Annotated in this window: 18 protein-coding genes; 7 read left to right on the forward strand and 11 right to left on the reverse strand. The window is 40.1% G+C overall.

Going from position 1 to position 19,633, the window contains the following annotated elements; translation table 11 throughout:
• Positions 1-17: 17 nt before the first annotated feature.
• From B4A24_RS09015 to rbfA, 4 genes are read right to left on the reverse strand one after another with little or no spacing between them, the layout of a single operon-like run.
• A complete protein-coding gene (locus B4A24_RS09015; RefSeq protein WP_293944434.1) occupies positions 18-668 on the reverse strand; it encodes a hypothetical protein in 651 nt (216 codons plus the stop codon).
• A gap of 2 nt (positions 669-670) precedes the next feature.
• Complete coding sequence (locus B4A24_RS09020; RefSeq protein WP_293944435.1) at positions 671-1,759, reverse strand: aminotransferase class V-fold PLP-dependent enzyme; 1,089 nt, start codon at positions 1,757-1,759, stop codon at positions 671-673.
• Entirely contained in the window at positions 1,743-2,399 is a 657-nt protein-coding gene (gene aat / locus B4A24_RS09025) for a leucyl/phenylalanyl-tRNA--protein transferase (protein WP_293944436.1), read from the reverse strand. Before aat ends, B4A24_RS09020 begins: the two co-directional genes overlap by 17 nt.
• Positions 2,400-2,426: 27 nt before the next feature.
• Entirely contained in the window at positions 2,427-2,801 is a 375-nt protein-coding gene (gene rbfA / locus B4A24_RS09030; RefSeq protein WP_293944437.1) for a 30S ribosome-binding factor RbfA, read from the reverse strand.
• A 775-nt stretch (positions 2,802-3,576) separates the two neighbouring features.
• Between rbfA and argH the strand changes: the two genes are divergently transcribed.
• Positions 3,577-4,908 (forward strand): argininosuccinate lyase, encoded by a 1,332-nt coding sequence (gene argH / locus B4A24_RS09035; protein ID WP_293944438.1) that lies wholly within the window; start codon positions 3,577-3,579, stop codon positions 4,906-4,908.
• Positions 4,909-5,007: 99 nt separating this feature from the next.
• Here argH and B4A24_RS09040 read toward each other — a convergent pair whose 3' ends face one another.
• Complete coding sequence (locus B4A24_RS09040) at positions 5,008-6,066, reverse strand: aldose epimerase family protein (protein ID WP_172392227.1); 1,059 nt, start codon at positions 6,064-6,066, stop codon at positions 5,008-5,010.
• A gap of 139 nt (positions 6,067-6,205) precedes the next feature.
• Here B4A24_RS09040 and B4A24_RS09045 point away from each other — a divergent pair, with 139 nt between their 5' ends.
• Positions 6,206-7,564 (forward strand): deoxyguanosinetriphosphate triphosphohydrolase, encoded by a 1,359-nt coding sequence (locus B4A24_RS09045; RefSeq protein ID WP_172392226.1) that lies wholly within the window; start codon positions 6,206-6,208, stop codon positions 7,562-7,564.
• Positions 7,565-7,731: 167 nt separating this feature from the next.
• Complete coding sequence (locus tag B4A24_RS09050; protein ID WP_293944439.1) at positions 7,732-9,843, forward strand: type IA DNA topoisomerase; 2,112 nt, start codon at positions 7,732-7,734, stop codon at positions 9,841-9,843.
• 32 nt (positions 9,844-9,875) lie between these two features.
• Here the strand turns inward: B4A24_RS09050 and B4A24_RS09055 are convergent, their stop codons facing one another.
• Genes B4A24_RS09055 through B4A24_RS09070 form a run of 4 tightly spaced genes read right to left on the reverse strand, consistent with a single transcriptional unit; the run spans position 9,876 to position 12,051 of the window.
• On the reverse strand, positions 9,876-10,766 hold the full coding sequence (locus tag B4A24_RS09055) for a TIGR01777 family oxidoreductase (protein ID WP_293944440.1): 891 nt from the start codon (positions 10,764-10,766) through the stop codon (positions 9,876-9,878).
• 29 nt (positions 10,767-10,795) lie between these two features.
• Complete coding sequence (locus tag B4A24_RS09060) at positions 10,796-11,173, reverse strand: hypothetical protein (RefSeq protein WP_293944442.1); 378 nt, start codon at positions 11,171-11,173, stop codon at positions 10,796-10,798.
• A 4-nt stretch (positions 11,174-11,177) separates the two neighbouring features.
• Positions 11,178-11,540, reverse strand: coding sequence for a hypothetical protein (locus tag B4A24_RS09065; RefSeq protein WP_293944444.1), 363 nt, complete (start codon positions 11,538-11,540; stop codon positions 11,178-11,180).
• Between the two features lie 4 nt (positions 11,541-11,544).
• The gene (locus B4A24_RS09070; protein WP_293944446.1) at positions 11,545-12,051 is read right to left on the reverse strand and encodes a GbsR/MarR family transcriptional regulator; all 507 of its coding nucleotides are present in this window, start codon (positions 12,049-12,051) and stop codon (positions 11,545-11,547) included.
• A gap of 154 nt (positions 12,052-12,205) precedes the next feature.
• On the opposite strand from B4A24_RS09070, the gene B4A24_RS09075 reads away from it, so the two are divergent.
• The 3 genes from B4A24_RS09075 to B4A24_RS09085 all read left to right on the forward strand — a co-directional run bounded on the left by B4A24_RS09075 (position 12,206) and on the right by B4A24_RS09085 (position 14,552).
• Entirely contained in the window at positions 12,206-13,189 is a 984-nt protein-coding gene (locus B4A24_RS09075; protein ID WP_293944448.1) for a hypothetical protein, read from the forward strand.
• Between the two features lie 127 nt (positions 13,190-13,316).
• Positions 13,317-13,709 carry an energy transducer TonB gene (locus B4A24_RS09080; RefSeq protein WP_293944450.1) on the forward strand — a complete coding sequence of 131 codons (393 nt, stop codon included), beginning with the start codon at positions 13,317-13,319 and terminating at the stop codon, positions 13,707-13,709.
• 78 nt (positions 13,710-13,787) lie between these two features.
• Entirely contained in the window at positions 13,788-14,552 is a 765-nt protein-coding gene (locus B4A24_RS09085; protein WP_293944452.1) for a suppressor of fused domain protein, read from the forward strand.
• Positions 14,553-14,622: 70 nt separating this feature from the next.
• Here the strand turns inward: B4A24_RS09085 and lat are convergent, their stop codons facing one another.
• Both lat and B4A24_RS09095 read right to left on the reverse strand, forming a co-directional pair.
• Positions 14,623-15,909 carry an L-lysine 6-transaminase gene (gene lat, locus B4A24_RS09090; protein ID WP_293944454.1) on the reverse strand — a complete coding sequence of 429 codons (1,287 nt, stop codon included), beginning with the start codon at positions 15,907-15,909 and terminating at the stop codon, positions 14,623-14,625.
• A gap of 19 nt (positions 15,910-15,928) precedes the next feature.
• A complete protein-coding gene (locus tag B4A24_RS09095) occupies positions 15,929-17,458 on the reverse strand; it encodes an aldehyde dehydrogenase family protein (RefSeq protein ID WP_293944455.1) in 1,530 nt (509 codons plus the stop codon).
• A gap of 132 nt (positions 17,459-17,590) precedes the next feature.
• Here B4A24_RS09095 and B4A24_RS09100 point away from each other — a divergent pair, with 132 nt between their 5' ends.
• Complete coding sequence (locus B4A24_RS09100; protein WP_293944456.1) at positions 17,591-18,763, forward strand: acyl-CoA dehydrogenase family protein; 1,173 nt, start codon at positions 17,591-17,593, stop codon at positions 18,761-18,763.
• The last annotated feature ends 870 nt before the right edge of the window (positions 18,764-19,633 follow it).

The raw sequence follows: 19,633 nt of genomic DNA on the forward strand, positions 1-19,633 counted from the left end.
TAGATACCTGATCTAGCTTATTTTTTGTTTGGGCGATGCGGTATAAAATGTGATTTTAGTTTATCTAGCCCTAGGTCCTCTTCAATTTTATCCAACTCATAAGACCAAATTTTTTCATCCAAAATTTCATGCAGTACCTTTGGATTGGTCAGGTCTACAGGACGTACACGCTGTTCTTTATTGATCGGATTGGTCAATTCTTGCAAACTGCTGCTATGCCTAATGATTTGAAAACGGAATGTCGGCCATTTTCCGACATTGGCAAAGTTTCCCGTATAAAACTGGATCGAGTCATGCGGTGGTATTTTATTGCTAAAAAGCCCTTTCACTTTATTCGCTGTGGCTTCGGAAACCGATACCAGGAGTTCATAACTTGTCTCATTGACGATGTGTAATTTAGCCAATCCATCTTTATGATCTCCGGAGATGGCCAGTAAAATTCCTTTATCGATAAACCGATGCGGAGTCAATGGGGCGGCATGCTGATCAAGCTCGTCATCTGCTCGGCGCATATTTCCAAAAACGAGCGTTATTTTGTCCATAGGAACAGGAATTTCAAATCCTGTTTCATCCGTTACTCCTACAATATTGTTGGCTTGCATGGAAGTGATATGTCCCTCAATGGGCTCATCCACAAACCTGACTAAGTCGCCTATTCTAAATTTCATGGTTATTTTACTTTTGTATCTATAATATGTAATAGTTTTTCAAGATCCGCATGGTCATTGTAGAGATGGAATCCAATTCGGATACCCGAACCACGGGGAAAACATTTTATACCCTCGTCTAACAGGAGTTGAAAATTGTTGGGATTGATCTGTATATTGAAGATATTACTTTGCGGACGTCTATTCCTAACGCTATCTAGGAGTAGCCTTCTATTGGACAGTTCGACTCGGGTATGTCCAACCAGATCCTGTGTATAGGAAACTGTCGCTGCATAGTCCCATTTCTCAAACTGCAGTAATGCCTGTTGTAAGGTGCCGTGAGCTAAGGTGTCCAGGTGTCCCGGTTCAAAACATAACTGTACCACAGATTTATTCATCCACTGATTGTTGAGGTAGCTATAGTTTTTCTGGATATCAGCATAGAGAAGTTCTTTAAGTTGATCGCTGAGGAGAATAAAACCATTTCCGAAGCCGGCCATTAACCATTTATAGCCGCTGCTTAACACAGCGTCAAATCCGGCATTACTAAAGTCAAAAAGGTCAGTTCCTAAAAACTGGGTACCGTCGCCTATAATCAACAAGTTAGGATGCAGGTTTTTTAATTCCTGTATAAAAGAAAGGTCTATTTTTAAACCGGAAATGTACTGAACAATGGATAGAATAAGTACGTTGGGTTTAAAAGTTGCTATGGCATCCAGAATATTCGCTTCAAGCTGTTCGTCCATATTGACAAAGCTATGCTCAAACCCACTTATTATTGTTGGGAAATTTACCGAGGGATAATCATTGTCCAAAAGCAGCACCTTATAATGTTTGGGAAGACCAGCTAATAATGCATTGAATGCAAAAGAAAAGCAGCTTGACAAAAATACATTGGTCCCGGGGCAATTGAAGAACTGTCCAAGTGTATTTCTACAAGAATCCAACATGGCGCCCTGTTGCTCGCGTAGCGTTGTGTTGGACTCATGGAATTCTTGATCGCGTTGCTGACGCCATTGCTTTGTTTCACGTGAAAGTAGGCCTGAGCCGGGGGTAGTCAAGTAAGTTGTCGCTTCATCAATGTCAAAATATTTACTATATGGACTGTTCATATCTTGGGTCTTTTGTTAGTATTGCTAAATAATCAGTTAAGGAAAGGTATTCACCACCCATGCTCTCCAGATGTGGGGTATGAAATTGGCAGTCTATCAACCGTAGCTCTATTTCTTGTGCGAGATAAATCAGTGCAGCTTTGGAAGCATTGGGTACTTTGGAAAACATGCTTTCACCGCAGAATACACCATTAATCAGCATCCCATAAAGCCCACCTACAAGTAATCCGTCTTGCCATACTTCCACTGAATGTGCATAGCCGATTTCATGCAGTGCTGTATAAGCCTGGATCATGTCTTCTGTGATCCATGTTCCATCTTGATCCTTTCTATTGATAGCGGAGCAGTTTTGGATGACTGTATTAAAGCTGCGGTCTACCGAAATCGAAAACGTGTTTTTCCGGATACAGGCGGCCATACTTTTACTAACTTTAATTTTGGATGGATAAATGACGAAGCGTGGATGAGGTGCATACCATAATATCGGCGTATCATCACTAAACCATGGGAAAATACCATTGCTATAAGCCAAGAGTAGGCGGTCTGCCGATAGATCACCACCGATTGCCAATAGGCCATCTTCTTCTGCGTAGCTCGGATGTGGAAATTCCAGCTTTTTGCTATCCAATTCAAACACCATTGATCCGATAAGCCAATTTAACTTGCATTATTCTTCTGGTTGACGGGGCTCTTTGCTTATTTCCTCAAACAATTTGTCCATGTGCTCTACATACTCATTCGTGTCATCCAGGAAAAATTCAAGCTGTGGGACAATTTTTACCTGGTTTTTAATTTTTGCTCCTAACTTGTAACGTATCTCGGATGTTTTGGTGCGTATTGCTTTAATATCCTCCTGTGCGGTCTTTGTATTTAGAAAGCTTAAATAAACTCGTGCGATAGCCAGATCAGGAGTAACTCGAACACGTGTAACCGTAATGAATGCCCCTGGAGCCCATGAATTGCCATCTCGTTGAAATAATGCTGCTAGATCCTGTTGAATGACCCCAGCAAAACGTTGCTGTCTCTTGCTTTCTGTTCCCATCGTATACGTTTTATGTTGAATATTCTCAATATGATACACAAAGATAAGTATTTTAGGCAAGAATCACATGCATGGGTCTAGACTACTCGACGTTATGCATAAGAAAAAAGGCACATCTTGGTTTGACGTGCCTTTAAATTTCGATTCACAATTGGTTAGGTAATTTCTTTCAAGTTTTAAGACGTTGGGGTCTATCATATTTGGTTTTAAATTCGGTGTATTTAAAGTGGTAAGTATTTACTAACCTTACCTGCTTTTATTTTTTCATCTCCCTTACACTACAAACATAGTAATACTTAAAAAACTGACAAAATAACTTTTAAAAATAAAGTGAGTGGTTACTTATTAAATGTGTTTATTGCGATTTAACAAACTTTTAACATTCGTTTTTTTTTGTAACACGTTTTTTTTCGTGTCAAAAATTTTACTTTTTACCTTTTCTGTTAAGATTCTTGGTCCTAAAATAGCTTGGCATTGATATAACCATTTGCAATTGGTATTTTTGTCATGTTAATAATTAAATGTATATTCTTATCACTCGATCATTTTATAATCTCGATAGAGCCTATGATAGCTTCAGGTGGAAAAACAGTCGTGTATAGTGGTGTAGGGCTATAGCAGCTTAATCGTTGCTGGGCATAGTAATGTTTTTAAAGAGTAGATAACTTATAAATATAAATTAATGAAGAAATTATTATGAGCTTTGACAATTCATAAAATCGAGATGAATAATTGGCTCATCATACTTTCGTTATCATAAAACAAAAATATATTAATGAAAATCTGGCAAAAAAATATAGATGTTGATTCGTTTGTAGAATCGTTTACAGTAGGCAATGACCGTGTGATGGACTTGCAGCTTGCTGCGGCGGATGTATTGGGCTCCCTGGCGCATACACGAATGCTGAATAGTATCAATCTCATGACTGATGATGATCTTGCCTTGGTACAGAAGGAATTGAAAAATATCTATAGAGAAATTTTGGCGGGAGATTTTCAGATTGAAGATTCGGTAGAAGATGTTCACTCACAGGTAGAGATGCTACTCACACAACGTATCGGGGAGGCCGGTAAAAAAATCCATTCAGGCCGCTCCCGCAACGATCAAGTACTTGTGGATTTAAAATTGTATTTCCGCACAGAAATTCAATACATTATCCAGAATACGGAGGCTTTTTTTAATGTATTGATTCAACTTAGTGAGCGTTATAAGCATATTCTGATCCCGGGGTATACACATCTTCAGATTGCAATGCCCTCATCTTTCGGTTTATGGTTTGGCGCCTATGCGGAAAGTTTGGTCGATGATTTGGAAATGATGAAAGCGGCATGGAAGGTCTGTAATAAAAATCCGCTGGGTTCAGCAGCAGGTTATGGTTCTTCTTTTCCGTTGAATAGAACGATGACAACGCAGCTGCTGGGCTTTGAAGATTTGAACTATAACGTGGTTTATGCGCAGATGGGTAGAGGTAAGACCGAACGGATTTTAGCGCAAGGGATGAGCTCAATCGCAGCCACATTAGCAAAGTTTGCTATGGATGTGTGCTTATATATCAATCAGAATTTTGGCTTTATATCCTTTCCTGCACATCTGACAACAGGGTCTAGCATTATGCCGCATAAGAAGAATCCGGATGTTTTTGAACTGATCCGTTCCCGTTGCAATAAAATTCAGGCGTTGCCAAATGAAATCGCCTTAATGACAACGAATCTTCCTTCCGGTTACCATAGGGATCTCCAGTTGCTTAAGGAGAATTTATTCCCAGCATTTAAGTCACTTAATGAATGTCTGGAGATAGCAACCTTTATGTTGGAAAATATTTCCGTAAAAGACAATATTCTTGATGATCCAAAATATGATTACCTGTTTTCGGTTGAGGTGGTAAACAATGAGGTGCTGAAGGGCATACCTTTCCGTGAGGCTTATCGGACTATCGGAATTGATATAGATGAAGGGCGTTTCAGACCATCCAAAGAGGTTAACCATACACATGAAGGTAGTATCGGAAACCTTTGTAACGATCAGATTCAACGGATGTTTGAGCAGGTAAAAGCGACTTTCGGATTTGAAAAAGTAGAAAAAGCTTTGGAAGAATTAGTGAAATAGGGGCGGTTTTATTTTTGACACTGAGAAAAATAGCAACAATATGTTGTCTAGGACATATTATAAAAAAAAGAGCTGTGATATCTTTATCACAGCTCTTTTTTATTTTTTTATAGAAAACTTAAAGTGTGTTTCTGAATCAAAGGATTCACCAGCTTTTAGTAATGTCGTGGGAAATTCCATTTGATTGGGGCTATCGGGAAAATGTTGTGTTTCAAGACAGAATCCGGCATAGGGTAGATATTTATTACCTCTTTTGCCTACGTCATTCCCTGTCATCCAGTTCGCAGTATAAAGTTGTACCCCAGGTTCGGTCGTGAATACATCCAGTTGAATTCCGGTGTTTTTTGAATAAACCGTTGCACAGGGCTGGGAGATGGGCTTATTATTAACGTAACAATGGTCATAGCCTTTGGCGGCAGTCAGCTGCTCATCATTTTCCGTGATATCCTGAACGATCTTTTTGGGGGTCCTAAAGTCAAATGGGGTACCTTCTACAGGTACGATCGCATTGGGGACCTGATTTTCGTCTACAAACAGTACTTCATCCGAATTTATTTGAAGCACTTGTTGCAATACATCCCCGCTTCCTTCTCCATCAAGATTGAAATAGGTGTGATTCGTCAAATTGATATGCGTGTCAGCATCTGATTGTGCGTGGTATTTGATAATGATTTCGTTGTTTCTCGTTAGGGTGTAAGAAACCATTGTCTTTAAGTTTCCTGGAAATCCCTCCTCTCCATCTTTAGAAACATAGTAAAATTCTACATGAGACTGGTACGTGACTCTGCGGTCCCAAACTTTATCATGGAAGCCTGAGATTCCACCATGCAGACAATTCTTGCCATTGTTTTGCGGGAGTGTGAACTGTTTCCCATTTATTTCAAATTTGCCATTTGCGATACGGTTTGCAAAACGGCCTGCAGTACAGCCATGGTATTTTTCGTCTGATTCCAAATAGCTCTGGATAGAATCAAAGCCGAGCGCCACATCAACGAGGTCGCCTTTGTTATCTGGGACTAAGATACTGACAATGCGTGCACCATAATCAGTTAGGAGCACTTGCATACCGCCCTCATTTTTTAATAAAAGTAAATGGGTGTTTTTGCCCTCAATAACGCTTTCAAAATGTTTTGGAATGAGTGATTGGTATTTAGTCATGATTGTTCCTATTGGTATTGAATGCTAAAGATACAGAATATAACCTTTATAAAAATAGCATAGACAACACCTGCTTGTAAAATTTATCATTTTGAGATTTGGTTCAGACCAATTATTGAAGAAATGGTATATTTGCGTTATGTCTGAAAAAATGAACTGGAAAGATTTGCTTTCTGCAAAACGCTGGGGTTATGAAGATAGAACAGCTGACAGCTACCTTGTGGCTCGATCTGAATTTCAACGGGACTATGATCGATTGATCTTTTCTTCCCCATTTCGAAGATTACAGAATAAAACGCAGGTTTTTCCACTTCCAGGGGCCGTGTTTGTACACAATAGGCTCACACATAGCCTAGAAGTAGCGAGCGTAGGACGTTCACTTGGCCGTATGTTCTATGCGCAGTTAAAGGAAGAAAATCCCAATATAGATACTGAATATCCATTTCTACAGGAAGTTGGAAATATTATTTCTGCAGCCTGTCTGTCTCATGATCTGGGAAACCCTGCATTTGGACATTCAGGGGAATCTGCGATATCGACCTACTTTACCGACGGCGACGGGCGAAAATATCAGGAACAAGTAACTGCCGAAGAATGGGCAGATCTGACTCATTTCGAAGGTAATGCCAATGCTTTGCGGATTTTGACGCATGCTTTTCAGGGAAAAGATCCAAAAGGATTTGCCTTGACCTATACTTCATTGGCATCCATTGTGAAATACCCTTGTTTAGCGATAGATGGTCATGTCAAAAAAAGTCATCACCGCAAAAAATATGGGTTCTTTACAGAAGAGCAAAAAGCATTTGAAAAAATTGCGAACGAACTGGGGTTGTTAAAGGATCCTTCAAATCCCAAAGGCTATTTAAGGCACCCTTTGGTATACTTAGTTGAGGCTGCTGACGATATCTGTTACAATATTATTGATTTAGAGGATGCACATCATCTGAAAATATTATCCTACCAAGAAGTAGAAGAGCTTTTGTTGCCGTTATGTGGTTCCGAAAATCTCCGCGACCGACTGGATGGATTGCTGGATACGCCGAGTCGCGTGGCACTATTGCGGGCTAAGGCGATCAACACCCTGATCAAGGGTTGCGTTGATGTATTTGTTCGTGAACAAGAGCAATTTTTATCTGGGACTTTTTCATCCGCATTAATGGATGCGCTGGATGACAATATTGTAAAGCAAATGAACAAAATCTCAAAAATATCCATTGCGAAGATTTATAATGCACCAACGGTAGTCCAGATTGAGATTGCCGGTTATCGTGTGATGGATGCCTTGTTAAAGGAGTTTGTACCTGCATATCTCAAAAAGAACAAAAATAATTACGATAAAAAGTTAGTTGCTTTGATTCCGGAACAGTTTTATACCGACAAACAGGATTCGTATTCTAAAATACGCTGTGTACTGGATTTTGTCTCGGGTATGACCGATGTGTATGCTATCGAGCTTTATCGTAAAATTAAGGGAATAACAATTCCTAGTATTGAATAAGTTTGTGAACGATTTATTTTGTTAGCTAGTCTTGCTTAACGAAGTTATAAAGATCATGCTTAATTTTGTGAGCTATCTATTCAAAGTAAAAATGAAAGTACTTGATAAGACAGGAGCTTTTATAGGTAAAGTCTCAAATCTCAATACTCAAAATTCAATACGTTAAAATGAAAGTTGTAATAGCTGAAAAGCCCTCTGTGGCACGTGATTTAGCCCGTGTGATGGGAGCAAAAGAAATCAAAGATGGCTATATTGCCGGGAACGGCTATGCTTTTACCTATGCATTTGGACATTTGGTTCAATTATGTACGCCTCAGGCTTACGGTTACAATAGCTGGACCATTTCAAACCTTCCTATCATACCCGTAAATTTTAAACTGGAATCAAAGAAAGTGAAGCGCGATGGAAAGCAGATGGATGACACTGGTGCGGTCAAACAGCTTAACACGATAAAATCACTATTAGAGCAGGCAGAAGAAATTATTGTGGCAACGGATGCGGGGCGTGAAGGAGAATTAATCTTTCGCAATATCTATTACTTTTTGGGATCAAAGGTGCCGTTTAAACGTTTGTGGATTTCGAGTCAGACGGACAAAGCTATCAAAGAAGGCTTTGCCAATTTAAAAGAAGGCACTGAATACGATAGTTTATATATGTCTGCCCGATCGAGATCGGAATCGGATTGGCTGATCGGCATCAACGCTACGCAGGCAATTACTTTGGCGGCAGGCAATAAGGGGCTTCTTTCTTTGGGTAGAGTTCAGACACCCACCTTGGCAATGATCTGCTCGCGTTACCTGGAAAATAAAGATTTTAAACCACAGGCATTTTATAAAATTCAGGCGGGCTTTGAAAAAGATAATATTAGCTTTAAAGCCACTTCAAACAAAATAGATAAAAAAGATGTTGCTGAACAGACCATTGCCCGATTGACTGTTGGAACAAATGCCCGCGTTGCTAAAGTTGAAGCTAAAGAGACAAAGGAGCAACCTCCTTTATTGTTTGACTTGACTTCCCTGCAACAGGATGCAAACAAAAAATACGGCTATTCGGCCGACCAAACCCTGGGTATTGCACAGACACTTTACGAGAAAAAGGTCATTACCTACCCACGTACGGGATCCCGTTATATCGGCGAAGATGTCTTCGAACAAATTGAAGAACTTTTTCAGCATCTCTCGGATCATGCGGAGGAATCTATTGCTTCCATTGCGAAGAATTTAATCGGGGCAAAGCTCAATAAGCGTTCTGTTGACGATAAAAAAGTAACCGATCACCATGCGCTGCTGGTTACTGATGAGAAGCCCGGCCACATGTTGAAAGAACAGCAAAATATTTACAACATGATTGCCAAGCGTATGGTGGAGAGTTTCTCTGAAGTCTGTATCAAGGATATCACTACGGTCACGATAGATGCACAGGGAGTAGAGCTGATCGCAAAGGGAACGGTCATCAAACAATACGGTTGGCGTCTTTCTGCCGAGCAGATAGAAGCTCCAGATGAGGATAAAAACAACGACGACCAAGATAACGAAAATGCCCAGTTACCTAAATTGCTGGCTGAGGAATTATTACAGATACTGACATTGGAACTTGCCGAACGTTTTACTAAAGCACGTCCGATTCATACCGAAGCTTCGCTCTTAAAAGCAATGGAAACTTCAGGTAAAGAAATTGAGGACGATGAAATGCGTCAGGCGATGAAAGACTGTGGGCTGGGAACACCAGCTACCCGTGCGGCAACGATAGAGACGCTTTTTCAACGGGAATATATCAAACGGGATAAGAAAAAATTGATTCCAACAGAAAAAGGTCTCGCTGTATATAACCTCGTCAAAGATCGCTCGATCGCTAAAGTAACGCTGACGGGAAAATGGGAGCAGAAGTTGGAAGAAATGCGGGCTAATAAGGTTTCTTATGATGTTTTTATGAAACATATTAAGGATTATACGGCGAAAATTACCAAAGAGTTATTGACATTGCGTATTTCATTGGCGCAAGAGGAAGTCAAACCACAACAAAAGGGAAAAATCAAATGTCCTAAATGTGAGAAGGGCTTAATCCTGCTCTATGATCGGGTGGCACAATGTGATCACTATGCCCGCGGTTGTGATTTTAAGATCTGGCGAACATTGAACGGTATTTTTCTAGAGGAAAAGGAAATGAAGAATCTGTTGGAAAAAGGGAAGACTTCGGAATTTAAGGGCATTAAAAATAGTGAGGGCGCCATCGTAAATGCTCCTCTTGTATTTGAAAACTTTAAAGTCAATGTGGGATAGTTTAGCTATCCCACATTGAACACTGGATATGTTTATTTTTCTGCTAAAATGTCTCCTAAAGCAGTTGAAATCGTCGGAAATTTAAATTCAAATCCATTATTTTCTAATTTTTCCGGTACCACCCAACGACTTTTCAAGAGCAGTTCAGTTTCCGTCCCAATCAATAATGCACCTATTTCTAATAACCATTTCGGTGAGGGCAGACCAATTTTTCGATGCATGATGCTTCGAAAAGTCTCCATAAAGATTTTATTCGTAATCGGATTAGGGGCTGCACAATTTATGATGCCATCTATTTCGCGATGTTTTTGTATAAATAATATAGTCTGGAAGAGGTCTTCAATATGTATCCAGCTAAAATATTGCTTACCATTCCCTTGTATACCTCCTAAACCGAAGCGAACAAGATTTTTAAAGGGCTTTATCACTCCACCATCGGTTCCGAGGACAATAGCCATCCGAAGAGCAACCTGTCTGGTATGGGGTAAGTGGAAATCGAAAAATGTCTTCTCCCATTTCTTTGCGACCTCGACAGAAAATCCCGTCCCAATCTCACCGCTGCTTTCGCTCATTGGTCGATCCTCCGCATGACGGTAGATTGTTGCGGTACTCGCATTTAACCAAAGGATGGGAGGATGGCTGCAATTTTCAATTGCCTTACCTAAAATGCTTGTGGTTTCTGTTCTTGAAGAAAATATCTGCGCTTTGTTGCTGGCATTGTAACGACAATTGACGGATTTTCCGGCGAGATTGATCAGTATTTCAGCATTTTCAAGTGCGGCGGAAATACCATCCGTATCGGTCCATGGTATATTTTCTTTCTGTCTACCAATGAGGATTACCTGATATCCCATTATTTGGAATCTTTTGGAAAGATATTGTCCGACAAAACCTGTTCCACCTGCAATAACTATTTTAGGCATGATAACATCATTTTTAGCGATCGGTTTTACTAGTCGATTGTTGTTGGAATATTTCTTCTTTGTTTTGCGATTCTTTTGCCCCGAAAGAATAAAAACATATTTAAGAAAAGCATGATACCTAGATAAATGCTGAATCCACCGATTTTATAACTGAGGCGTTCTATAAGTTCTTGTACACTTGGTTTATATAAGCTTATTTCGAGGATGTAAAGCGCAAACCCTAGGTTCAGCAAATAAAAACCGATACGGAAAAGATTATTTGTCGCATTCGCGACTTCCAGTCGCCCTGCAAAAATATCATTCATGTACACGATGCTATTTTTGAAAAGCACATACGCAACATAATAGGTCAGTGCGATTACAATGGGTAGATAAATGAAATACCCGATAACTGTTAGATTTCCCATGATATTAAGATTTAATGGTGAATGAATTTGTCTTTTTGGCGAAGAAATAAATACCGAACATATTGAAGTAATGCATGATAACAAGGACGAATAATAACAATCCTGTTTTTAACGCAATACTGCTAACCATTGCTTCGCATGTTTGGATTTGTTTCCAGTAACTGAATTGGATAATGGCATAACCAATATTGAGCAAGTAATATCCCGTAAGCAATAAGTTGTTTGTCGTGTCTGTTAGTGCAACGTTGTTCTTAAACAGCGAAAGAATAAAAACCCGACCGTTTTTGTGAAACAAACGGCCTACCCAAAGGATAACATAACAGGTCAGTAAGCCATATATCGCGTAAGCAAGGATATTAAAGTTCATCGTGTTATATCATTAGTTTGATCAATTTTAGCAATAAATCTCCGCCACTGGTATTGAATAGTTTATTTGCGATAGTTTCAAGTTGATCGGTCAATACCTGAATATCTTTTACCGTCTTATGAAACTCCTTGCCTTCCGGCGTTTTATCTTTCTCAGTATTTTTGCTGATTTCTCTGAGAATTTCCATGACGGGATCAAGTTCTTTTTGTTTGCGCATAACCGCAATTTTCATTGCCCATTTTAATACGTCTTTTTCAGCAAGAAAATATTCCTTTCGGTCTCCCGCAATATGTTTTTTGTAAACAATTCCATAGTCGATTAATTGACGGATACTCATGTTGGCATTACCTCTCGAGATAACAAGCTTTTCCATGATTTCGTCTGTAGACATGGGGTTGCTCGCAGAAAGGAGTAACGCATGTACCTGAGCAACGGATTTGTTGATTCCCCATTCGGAACCCAACGCTCCCCAAGTATCTATAAATTGCTGTTTTGCTTCTTGTAGTTCCATCTTCATTTTTATTTCTTAATCAAATTTATATATAGTTTTTGAATTTTCAAAAATTTCTGAAAATAAAATAACTTTAATAAAACAAGTCACCATATCGTAATAAGGTTTTGCTTTTCTTGTGTCGTTTTTGATTTGTATTAACTTTGCTGGCATTATGGCAACAACTTTGTATAATCCATTCAAACAATTTCAGTTTGATCCTGCTATTTGTTTTTTAACGGGCAATCAACTTCAGTCTGAAGAAGAGAGCATTCAGGTCTTTCCTGTCTGGATGATGAAATCTTTTCAATTGGAGGATAAGCCTTTCAAAATGTTGGATGAGAATCTCGTAACCTATAAGTCCTTGAAACTTCCATGTTCCATTCATGCGGCTGAAGCAATAGAGCAGATGGAACTTGCCGTTGAGCAGTCATTTGAGCAAGGCTATGAAGCGGTCCGACAATTAGACCCCTTGCTACTCTTTCAATGGATGACAAAGATCATCTATGGGGTTGTTTATAACGAAATTCTTGCTGGAATCCGCCAACAGAAAGCCTCAGGTGAGGATATGAATTTTTCACAGGCTTTGGCGCAGCGTTTTACCAACCTGCATGCCATGTTGCAGTCGTTGGTTGTTCCAATGGAATTTGAAAATACATTCCCATTTTCCCTCGTTGTTGTGCCCGTGGAAAATGCGCCGGATACCTTCATGTATCGTGATGAAATCAATACCCTGATTTTTTCTATTCGAATGAAAGACTTCGCTGTTGTCGCCTGCCTTCAGGATAACGCCACAAACAATATTTACCATGAGGAAATATTGAAGGCTATTGAAGGGAAGAAACTGCATCCGATACAGTTTGAAGAATTATGTGCCCGCTATTTCTATTCAGCCTATTTATTTAATCGTTTACCCGATTATACATATTTAAATACACCGCAGAAAGTTTATGTTGAACCAATGCCTTTAGCAGATATGTCGATGAAACCAATATTTGATCATTGGCAGAACAAGACGTATGGGCAGGTATTGGAAAACTTCTGGAAACCTTGGGGGTTGACCTTATTTGAAATTATTAAAAATCCAGAACATCCAATCAGCTTTTTGTTGGATGATCAAGGCAATTTGATCACCAATGTCCAAATGCCGCTACATTAAACTGATGAACGTAAAGCAATAAGTTGTTGCAAATATGCGTTAAATGGTATGATTATGGATAGGATCAGGTATGTATTCACCAAATTTTAACATTACTGTTTTATCAGTCCTATTTTTTATCGTTTGTTTGACTTCAAAGGCGCAGACTGGTGTTGTTCGTAACATTCCAGCAGATAGCTTAATTCAAAATGTGGATAATTTTCCTTATTTTAAGGGCGGGATAACGGCATGGTCGAAGTTCTTGCAAAATAACCTCGATCTAACGCGTACAGCAGTTGCTATGGATAGCATTGCCTATGTAAAATATGGCTCCAAGCAAATGGCTATTCTCAATTTTATCGTTTGTGAGGATGGCGCGATTTGTAATATCGAAATCGAGAATCCAGAAAAGATAAGTCCTGAATTTGCTAAAGCTGTACTAGCAGCAATGCGGAGATCTCCGCAATGGATGCCGGCCCTAGTGAAGGGGCAGCCGGTCAAAACAAGATTTCGGCAACCCATAGTTGCTGTTATTGAATAAATAAAATACAAACTGTAAACTGAAAATTTAAACATTTATTCGCATAGTATGTCATTTTGGGATAAAGTCAAAAAAATCATGAGTGGCGAAGAGGACGAATCTTCCACTGAAAAGAAAGATGTTGAAATTACCGCCGGGGGTTCGACTGTATATCGTTATGAAAATCAACCTGAGGAAAAAGATCCAAAAGACCTATTTCCCGAGGTACAATGTGTTTATTTGGAAGAGATAGAAGAGCATTTAGCAAAATATATCGCTGAGCCAGATTTGGTTTTTCACGAAATTATATCTGAGTTGGTGCATATTGATGTGCATTGGATTAAACCTAGCGCAAATTATCCGTACAATATCTTGGTAACATCCGGTATGAGTGACCTACCAATGAATGTTCCAGAAGAGATAGACGATAAGGAGGCTTATGAGCGAGCCGAATTGATGGTGGTACTTCCCGCGGATTGGAAGATAGGAGATGAAGAGTTTCAGGATGATAATAATTATTGGCCAGTTTATTTTTTAAAAAGGCTAGCGCGGTTTCCACATGAGTATAAAACCTGGTTAGGTTACGGACATACTATTCCTAACGGGATGGAGGCGGAAGAGATTGCAAATACCAGCTTTGGCTGTATGCTTTTATTGCCTCCGATGTTGAGTTTTGATGAGGAATTTTTAGAACTTACAACAAAAGATGGGAAGATCATTAATTTCTATGCAATGATTCCAGTCTATAAAGAAGAGATGGATTATAAATTGGAGGAGGGGACAGATGCTCTATTGGATCTTTTTGATGAATATGGGATTTCAGAATTGGTCGATATAGATCGTCCTAATGTTTGCAAAAGATAACGGATATAATTATTCTGTTTGAAATGCAGTATTGTCAAGGATGAAACTGCTGACAATACTGCATTTTGTCTTATAGGCTGTTTTCAATGATCGCTATCGTTTTGTCGATATCTTCCGTACTGACATTCAGATGTGGTCTGAAGCGGATGCTTTTCTCGCCGCAGCCTAACATAATTAATTTATTGGCATAAGCCCGTTTGATAAATTCGTTACGGGAATCTGCGGTATCAAAATCCAGGGCAACAAGTAAGCCTTCTCCTCTTAAGTTACTGAGCTGCGGTTTGTCTTTCATAACTTCCTGTAGTTTGCTCTTTAGGTAAGTTCCTTTTTCAGCGGCATTCGCTAATAGATTTTCCTGCTCGATGACTTCCAAAATTAATTTGAAACGCAACATGTCAATAAAATCTCCGCCGAAGGTTGAGTTGATTCGGCTGGATTCTTTGAATACATGATGCTCGACCTGATCAAATTTTTCCTTATTCGCCAATATCCCACAGACTTGGGCCTTTTTGCCAAAAGCCAGGACATCAGGTATAACGCCGTAATGTTGATAAGCCCACATTTTTCCGGTAATACCCAGGCCTGTCTGCACTTCGTCAAAGACGAGCAGCACTTCATTGTCATCACAGATCTGACGCAGTTGTTGAAAGAATTCTTTCCGGAAGTGATTGTCGCCGCCCTCACCTTGTATGGGTTCAATAATAATGCATGCAATATCATTGGGATTGTTTTGAATAGCCTGATTGATCTCCGCGATTGCTTTTTCTTCCAGGTTTACTGTTTGGCTTATACGCTCCGGAGTTAAAGGGTAGGTAAGCTTAGGGTTAATTATCCGCGGCCAGTTAAACTTTGGAAAATACATGTACTTTCTGGGATCCTGTGTGTTTGTTAGGGAAAGCGTATAGCCTGATCGACCATGAAAGGCCTGTTTGAAATGGATGACCTGGCTGGCTTCTTTTTGTATTCCTTGTGCGAAATTAAGTCTTGTTTTCCAATCAAAAGCCGCTTTTAAGGCATTTTCCACAGCTAATGTTCCGCCCGAGATGAAGAATGTGTAAGTAAGTTCTTTGGGTATGGCCACACGGTCGAAGGTATCCACAAAATCTGCGAATTCTTTTGGATAGATATCCGACATCGCCGGTTTGTTGACCGCCATTGTGCCGAGAAAATCGCGATGTTTAATTAAATGAGGATGGTTATAACCAATAGCCATGGAGGCAAACATGCTAAACATATCCAAATATTCATCCCCATTTTCATCGACAATATAAGAGCCGTGTGATTTTTCCATGTCCATGACCAATGGAAATCCATCTGCCAATATATGTTTACTTAGTCTTTCATGTACGTTGCTCATAATTTCGAATCTGAATGGTTTATAAATCGAATTTTATACCCTGTGCTAATGGTAAGTCTGTTGTATAATTAATGGTATTCGTCTGGCGACGCATATATGCTTTCCATGCATCGGAGCCGGATTCTCTACCTCCTCCAGTATCTTTTTCTCCGCCGAAAGCACCGCCAATTTCTGCCCCTGAGGTACCGATATTGACGTTGGCTATGCCACAATCCGATCCGGCAGCACTGAGAAATAGTTCGGCTTCTCTCAGATTGGTTGTCATGACGGCCGAGGATAGTCCTTGGGTAACGCCATTTTGCAGGGCAATCGCATCGCTTATGTTGCCCTGATATTTTATTAAGTATAAGATAGGGGCGAAGGTTTCATGCTGTACGATCTCATAGTGATTTTCAACTTCCGCAATAACGGGCTGTACATAGCAGCCGCTTTCATAACCTTTACCTTCCAGTACTTTTCCTTTGATAAGAAGTTTTCCCCCTTGTGTTTTAATTTTGTCCAGTGCGTTTAAGTATGATTTTACGGCGGCTTTGTCGATCAATGGTCCTACATGATTTTTTGTGTCCAAAGGGTCGCCAATTTTTAATTGTCCATAAGCTTTCGTCAGTTGTTTCTTTACTTTGTCGTATATACTTTCGTGGATAATAAGGCGTCGCGTGCTGGTGCAGCGTTGTCCCGCGGTACCTACGGCACCAAATACGGCGCCGATAATTGTCATATTGAGATCGGCATCGGGAGTAACAATAATTGCGTTGTTACCGCCGAGTTCCAGCAGCGTTTTGCCTAAACGCTGCGCAACAGTAACAGCGACCTCTTTTCCCATTCGTGTCGATCCTGTTGCTGAAATTAAAGCGATTCGGTTATCAGCAGCAAGCCATTCACCGACTTCTTTGTCGCCCATGATTAGATTGGAGATACCTTCTGGTAATCCGTTATTGTGGAGTATATCAGCTAATATTTTCTGACAGGCGATCGCACATAACGGTGTTTTCTCACTTGGTTTCCATACGACTGTGTTTCCGCAAACCAAAGCGATAGCTGTATTCCATGCCCATACAGCAACGGGAAAATTAAATGCTGTAATAATCCCGACGACGCCCAGCGGATGATATTGGTCATACATGCGGTGGCCTGGACGTTCGGAATGGATCGTATTTCCGTAAAGCTGTCTGGATAAACCAAGGGCAAAATCACAAATGTCTATCATTTCTTGTACTTCCCCCATTCCTTCCTGGTAAGATTTACCCATTTCATAGGAGACTAACTTTCCCAGAGTCGGCTTGAGTTCACGTAACTTGTCTCCTAATTGGCGAATAATATCACCTCGTTTTGGTGCGGGAATGAGCCGCCATTCTTTGAATGTATTTTCTGCTGTAAGGATAATCGTTTCATAGGCTTTTTGGCTGCTCCCTGATACTTTTGCAATGAGTTTTCCGTCGACTGGAGATAGGGACTCGAATGCTTCACCACCAGAAAGCCAGTTCTGGCCTGTTGACGAGCCTGAATTCTGGGTAGCTATGCCGAGTATTTTAAGTTCCTTTTTTATCATAATGGTTTATTTTATTCGTGTATTACGTTAAATATAAGGAATAAAATTCTGTTATACAAGTTGTGAATGAATATTGTTCAGTTTGAAAATATTTTACTATCTTAGGTATAAGCTAATGTAGACTATACGATCATGAAACAAATAAATGTTGATTATTTTCAAGTAGATGACCTTTTATCTGAGGAGAACAAGCTTGTTCGTCGTGCTGTTCGTGATTTTGTCCGGGCAGAAATAAAACCTGTCATAGAAGATGCGGCACAGGCACATCAGGCAATAGCGGGGTTGATGCCTAAGCTTGGTGCAATAGGGGCTTTAGGACCCTATATCCCAGTAGAATATGGTGGTGCCGGATTGGATCAGATTTCCTATGGTTTGATCATGCAAGAATTGGAGGCTGGTGATTCCGCTGTCCGTTCGGCTGCTTCGGTGCAATCTTCTTTGGTGATGTATCCAATATACACTTATGGTAGTGAGGAGCAACGACGTAAGTATCTGCCGCGACTTGCTTCGGGTGAGCTTATTGGGTCATTTGGTTTGACCGAACCGAATCACGGTTCTGATCCGGGAGGTATGGAGACACGGCTGACTGCCAAGAACGGTGGTTTTCTATTAAATGGAGCAAAGATGTGGATCACAAATTCGCCGATATGCGATCTGGCTGTGGTTTGGGCACGCGATGAGGCTGGAAAAGTACGGGGAGTAATTGTTGAGCGCGGAATGGACGGTTTCGAAACACCGGAAACATTACATAAGTGGTCTTTAAGAGCCTCTAAAACTGGTGAGTTGGTTTTTCATGATGTTTTTATTCCTGCGGAAAATGTATTGCCTGAGGTAAACTCGATGCGTGGGCCGCTATCTTGTTTGAATTCTGCACGGTATGGAATATCTTGGGGCGTCATAGGCGCAGCGATTGACTGTTACGAGACTGCTGTTCAATATGCCTTAGAACGGGAGCAATTTGACCGACCAATTGGTGGATTCCAATTGCAACAGAAGAAATTAGCCGAATTTCTGACAGAAATTACAAAAGCGCAGTTATTGTCGTGGCGATTGGGTGTCTTGAAAAACGAGGGTAAGGCAACTCCGCAACAGATTTCGATGGCCAAAAGGAATAATGTGCATATGGCTTTACAGATTGCGCGTGAATCCCGACAGATTTTGGGAGGAATGGGCATTGTAGGAGATTTTCCAATTATGCGACATATGATGAATCTTGAGTCGGTTATTACATATGAAGGAACTCACGATATTCATTTATTGATTACTGGCCAGGATATCACAGGGCTTAATGCGTTTTCTTCTTAGGTTTGATAGTAATTATAACATGCGACACCCTGTTGTTCAAAATAAACAAAACTTATAGGTAGTCTTTTTATCATTGCTTGATCCGGCTACGGGTAGGCCATTTTAATTTGTATTTGTAGTTTTTGAGAAAAGGCTCGAAAACTACAAATACAAAACTTTTACCTCGTTTTAGCAGAACTATCCCCATTATTTTTTTAAGTTTTCTGATTTCTGAAACCAACCCGTCTTTGGACTGGAGCAGGGCCGTCCCCTTTTTTAAAAGTACTTATTGTCTATCGGTGACAACAATATTGCCTTAGTTTAGCAGTGGGAATTCATTGTTGCCCTTGACTGGCACCTATTAAAGCCTTGTTATTATTCATTCATCTAACTGCCAAGCGGAAGAAATAGACGGTCCTGGGGACGGGACTGTCTATTTCTTTGATCATATCAGATCTGATTTTTCATATGGATAAGTCCTATATTAAGATAGTAATACGCTAGTAAACAAAACCTAAGTTAACCTTATATAGATACTTATATTAATCCTGCTTCCATTTGCTCCGTTCATCTCCCTGCATTCGTTCTCTATGGTCGGGTTACTTTCGGAGCTCTTTTACATCTGGATTCCTATTGGCCACGGGCCGCGACTTTTCCTTCCGTTATATCATAGCGATAGCCGATGGAATCATGTTTCCCTGCAATGTTCCATTGTAAATTCTATAAAAACAGCATCCGATAGCCTTTTCTGCTGCTCGTTCCTGTGTTTAAAGGTCTGTTGGAACTGTCCTGCAAAAAGAATCGGTCAAGTTCACAGGCAGTTAAGGGTATATTGAAAGAAAATAAAACAAAAGGCTTGGAAGTTTGTTGGTAATCTCCCTATCTTTGCAC

The organism is Sphingobacterium sp. UBA7249 (assembly GCF_002472835.1).
Taxonomy (GTDB): domain Bacteria; phylum Bacteroidota; class Bacteroidia; order Sphingobacteriales; family Sphingobacteriaceae; genus Sphingobacterium; species Sphingobacterium prati.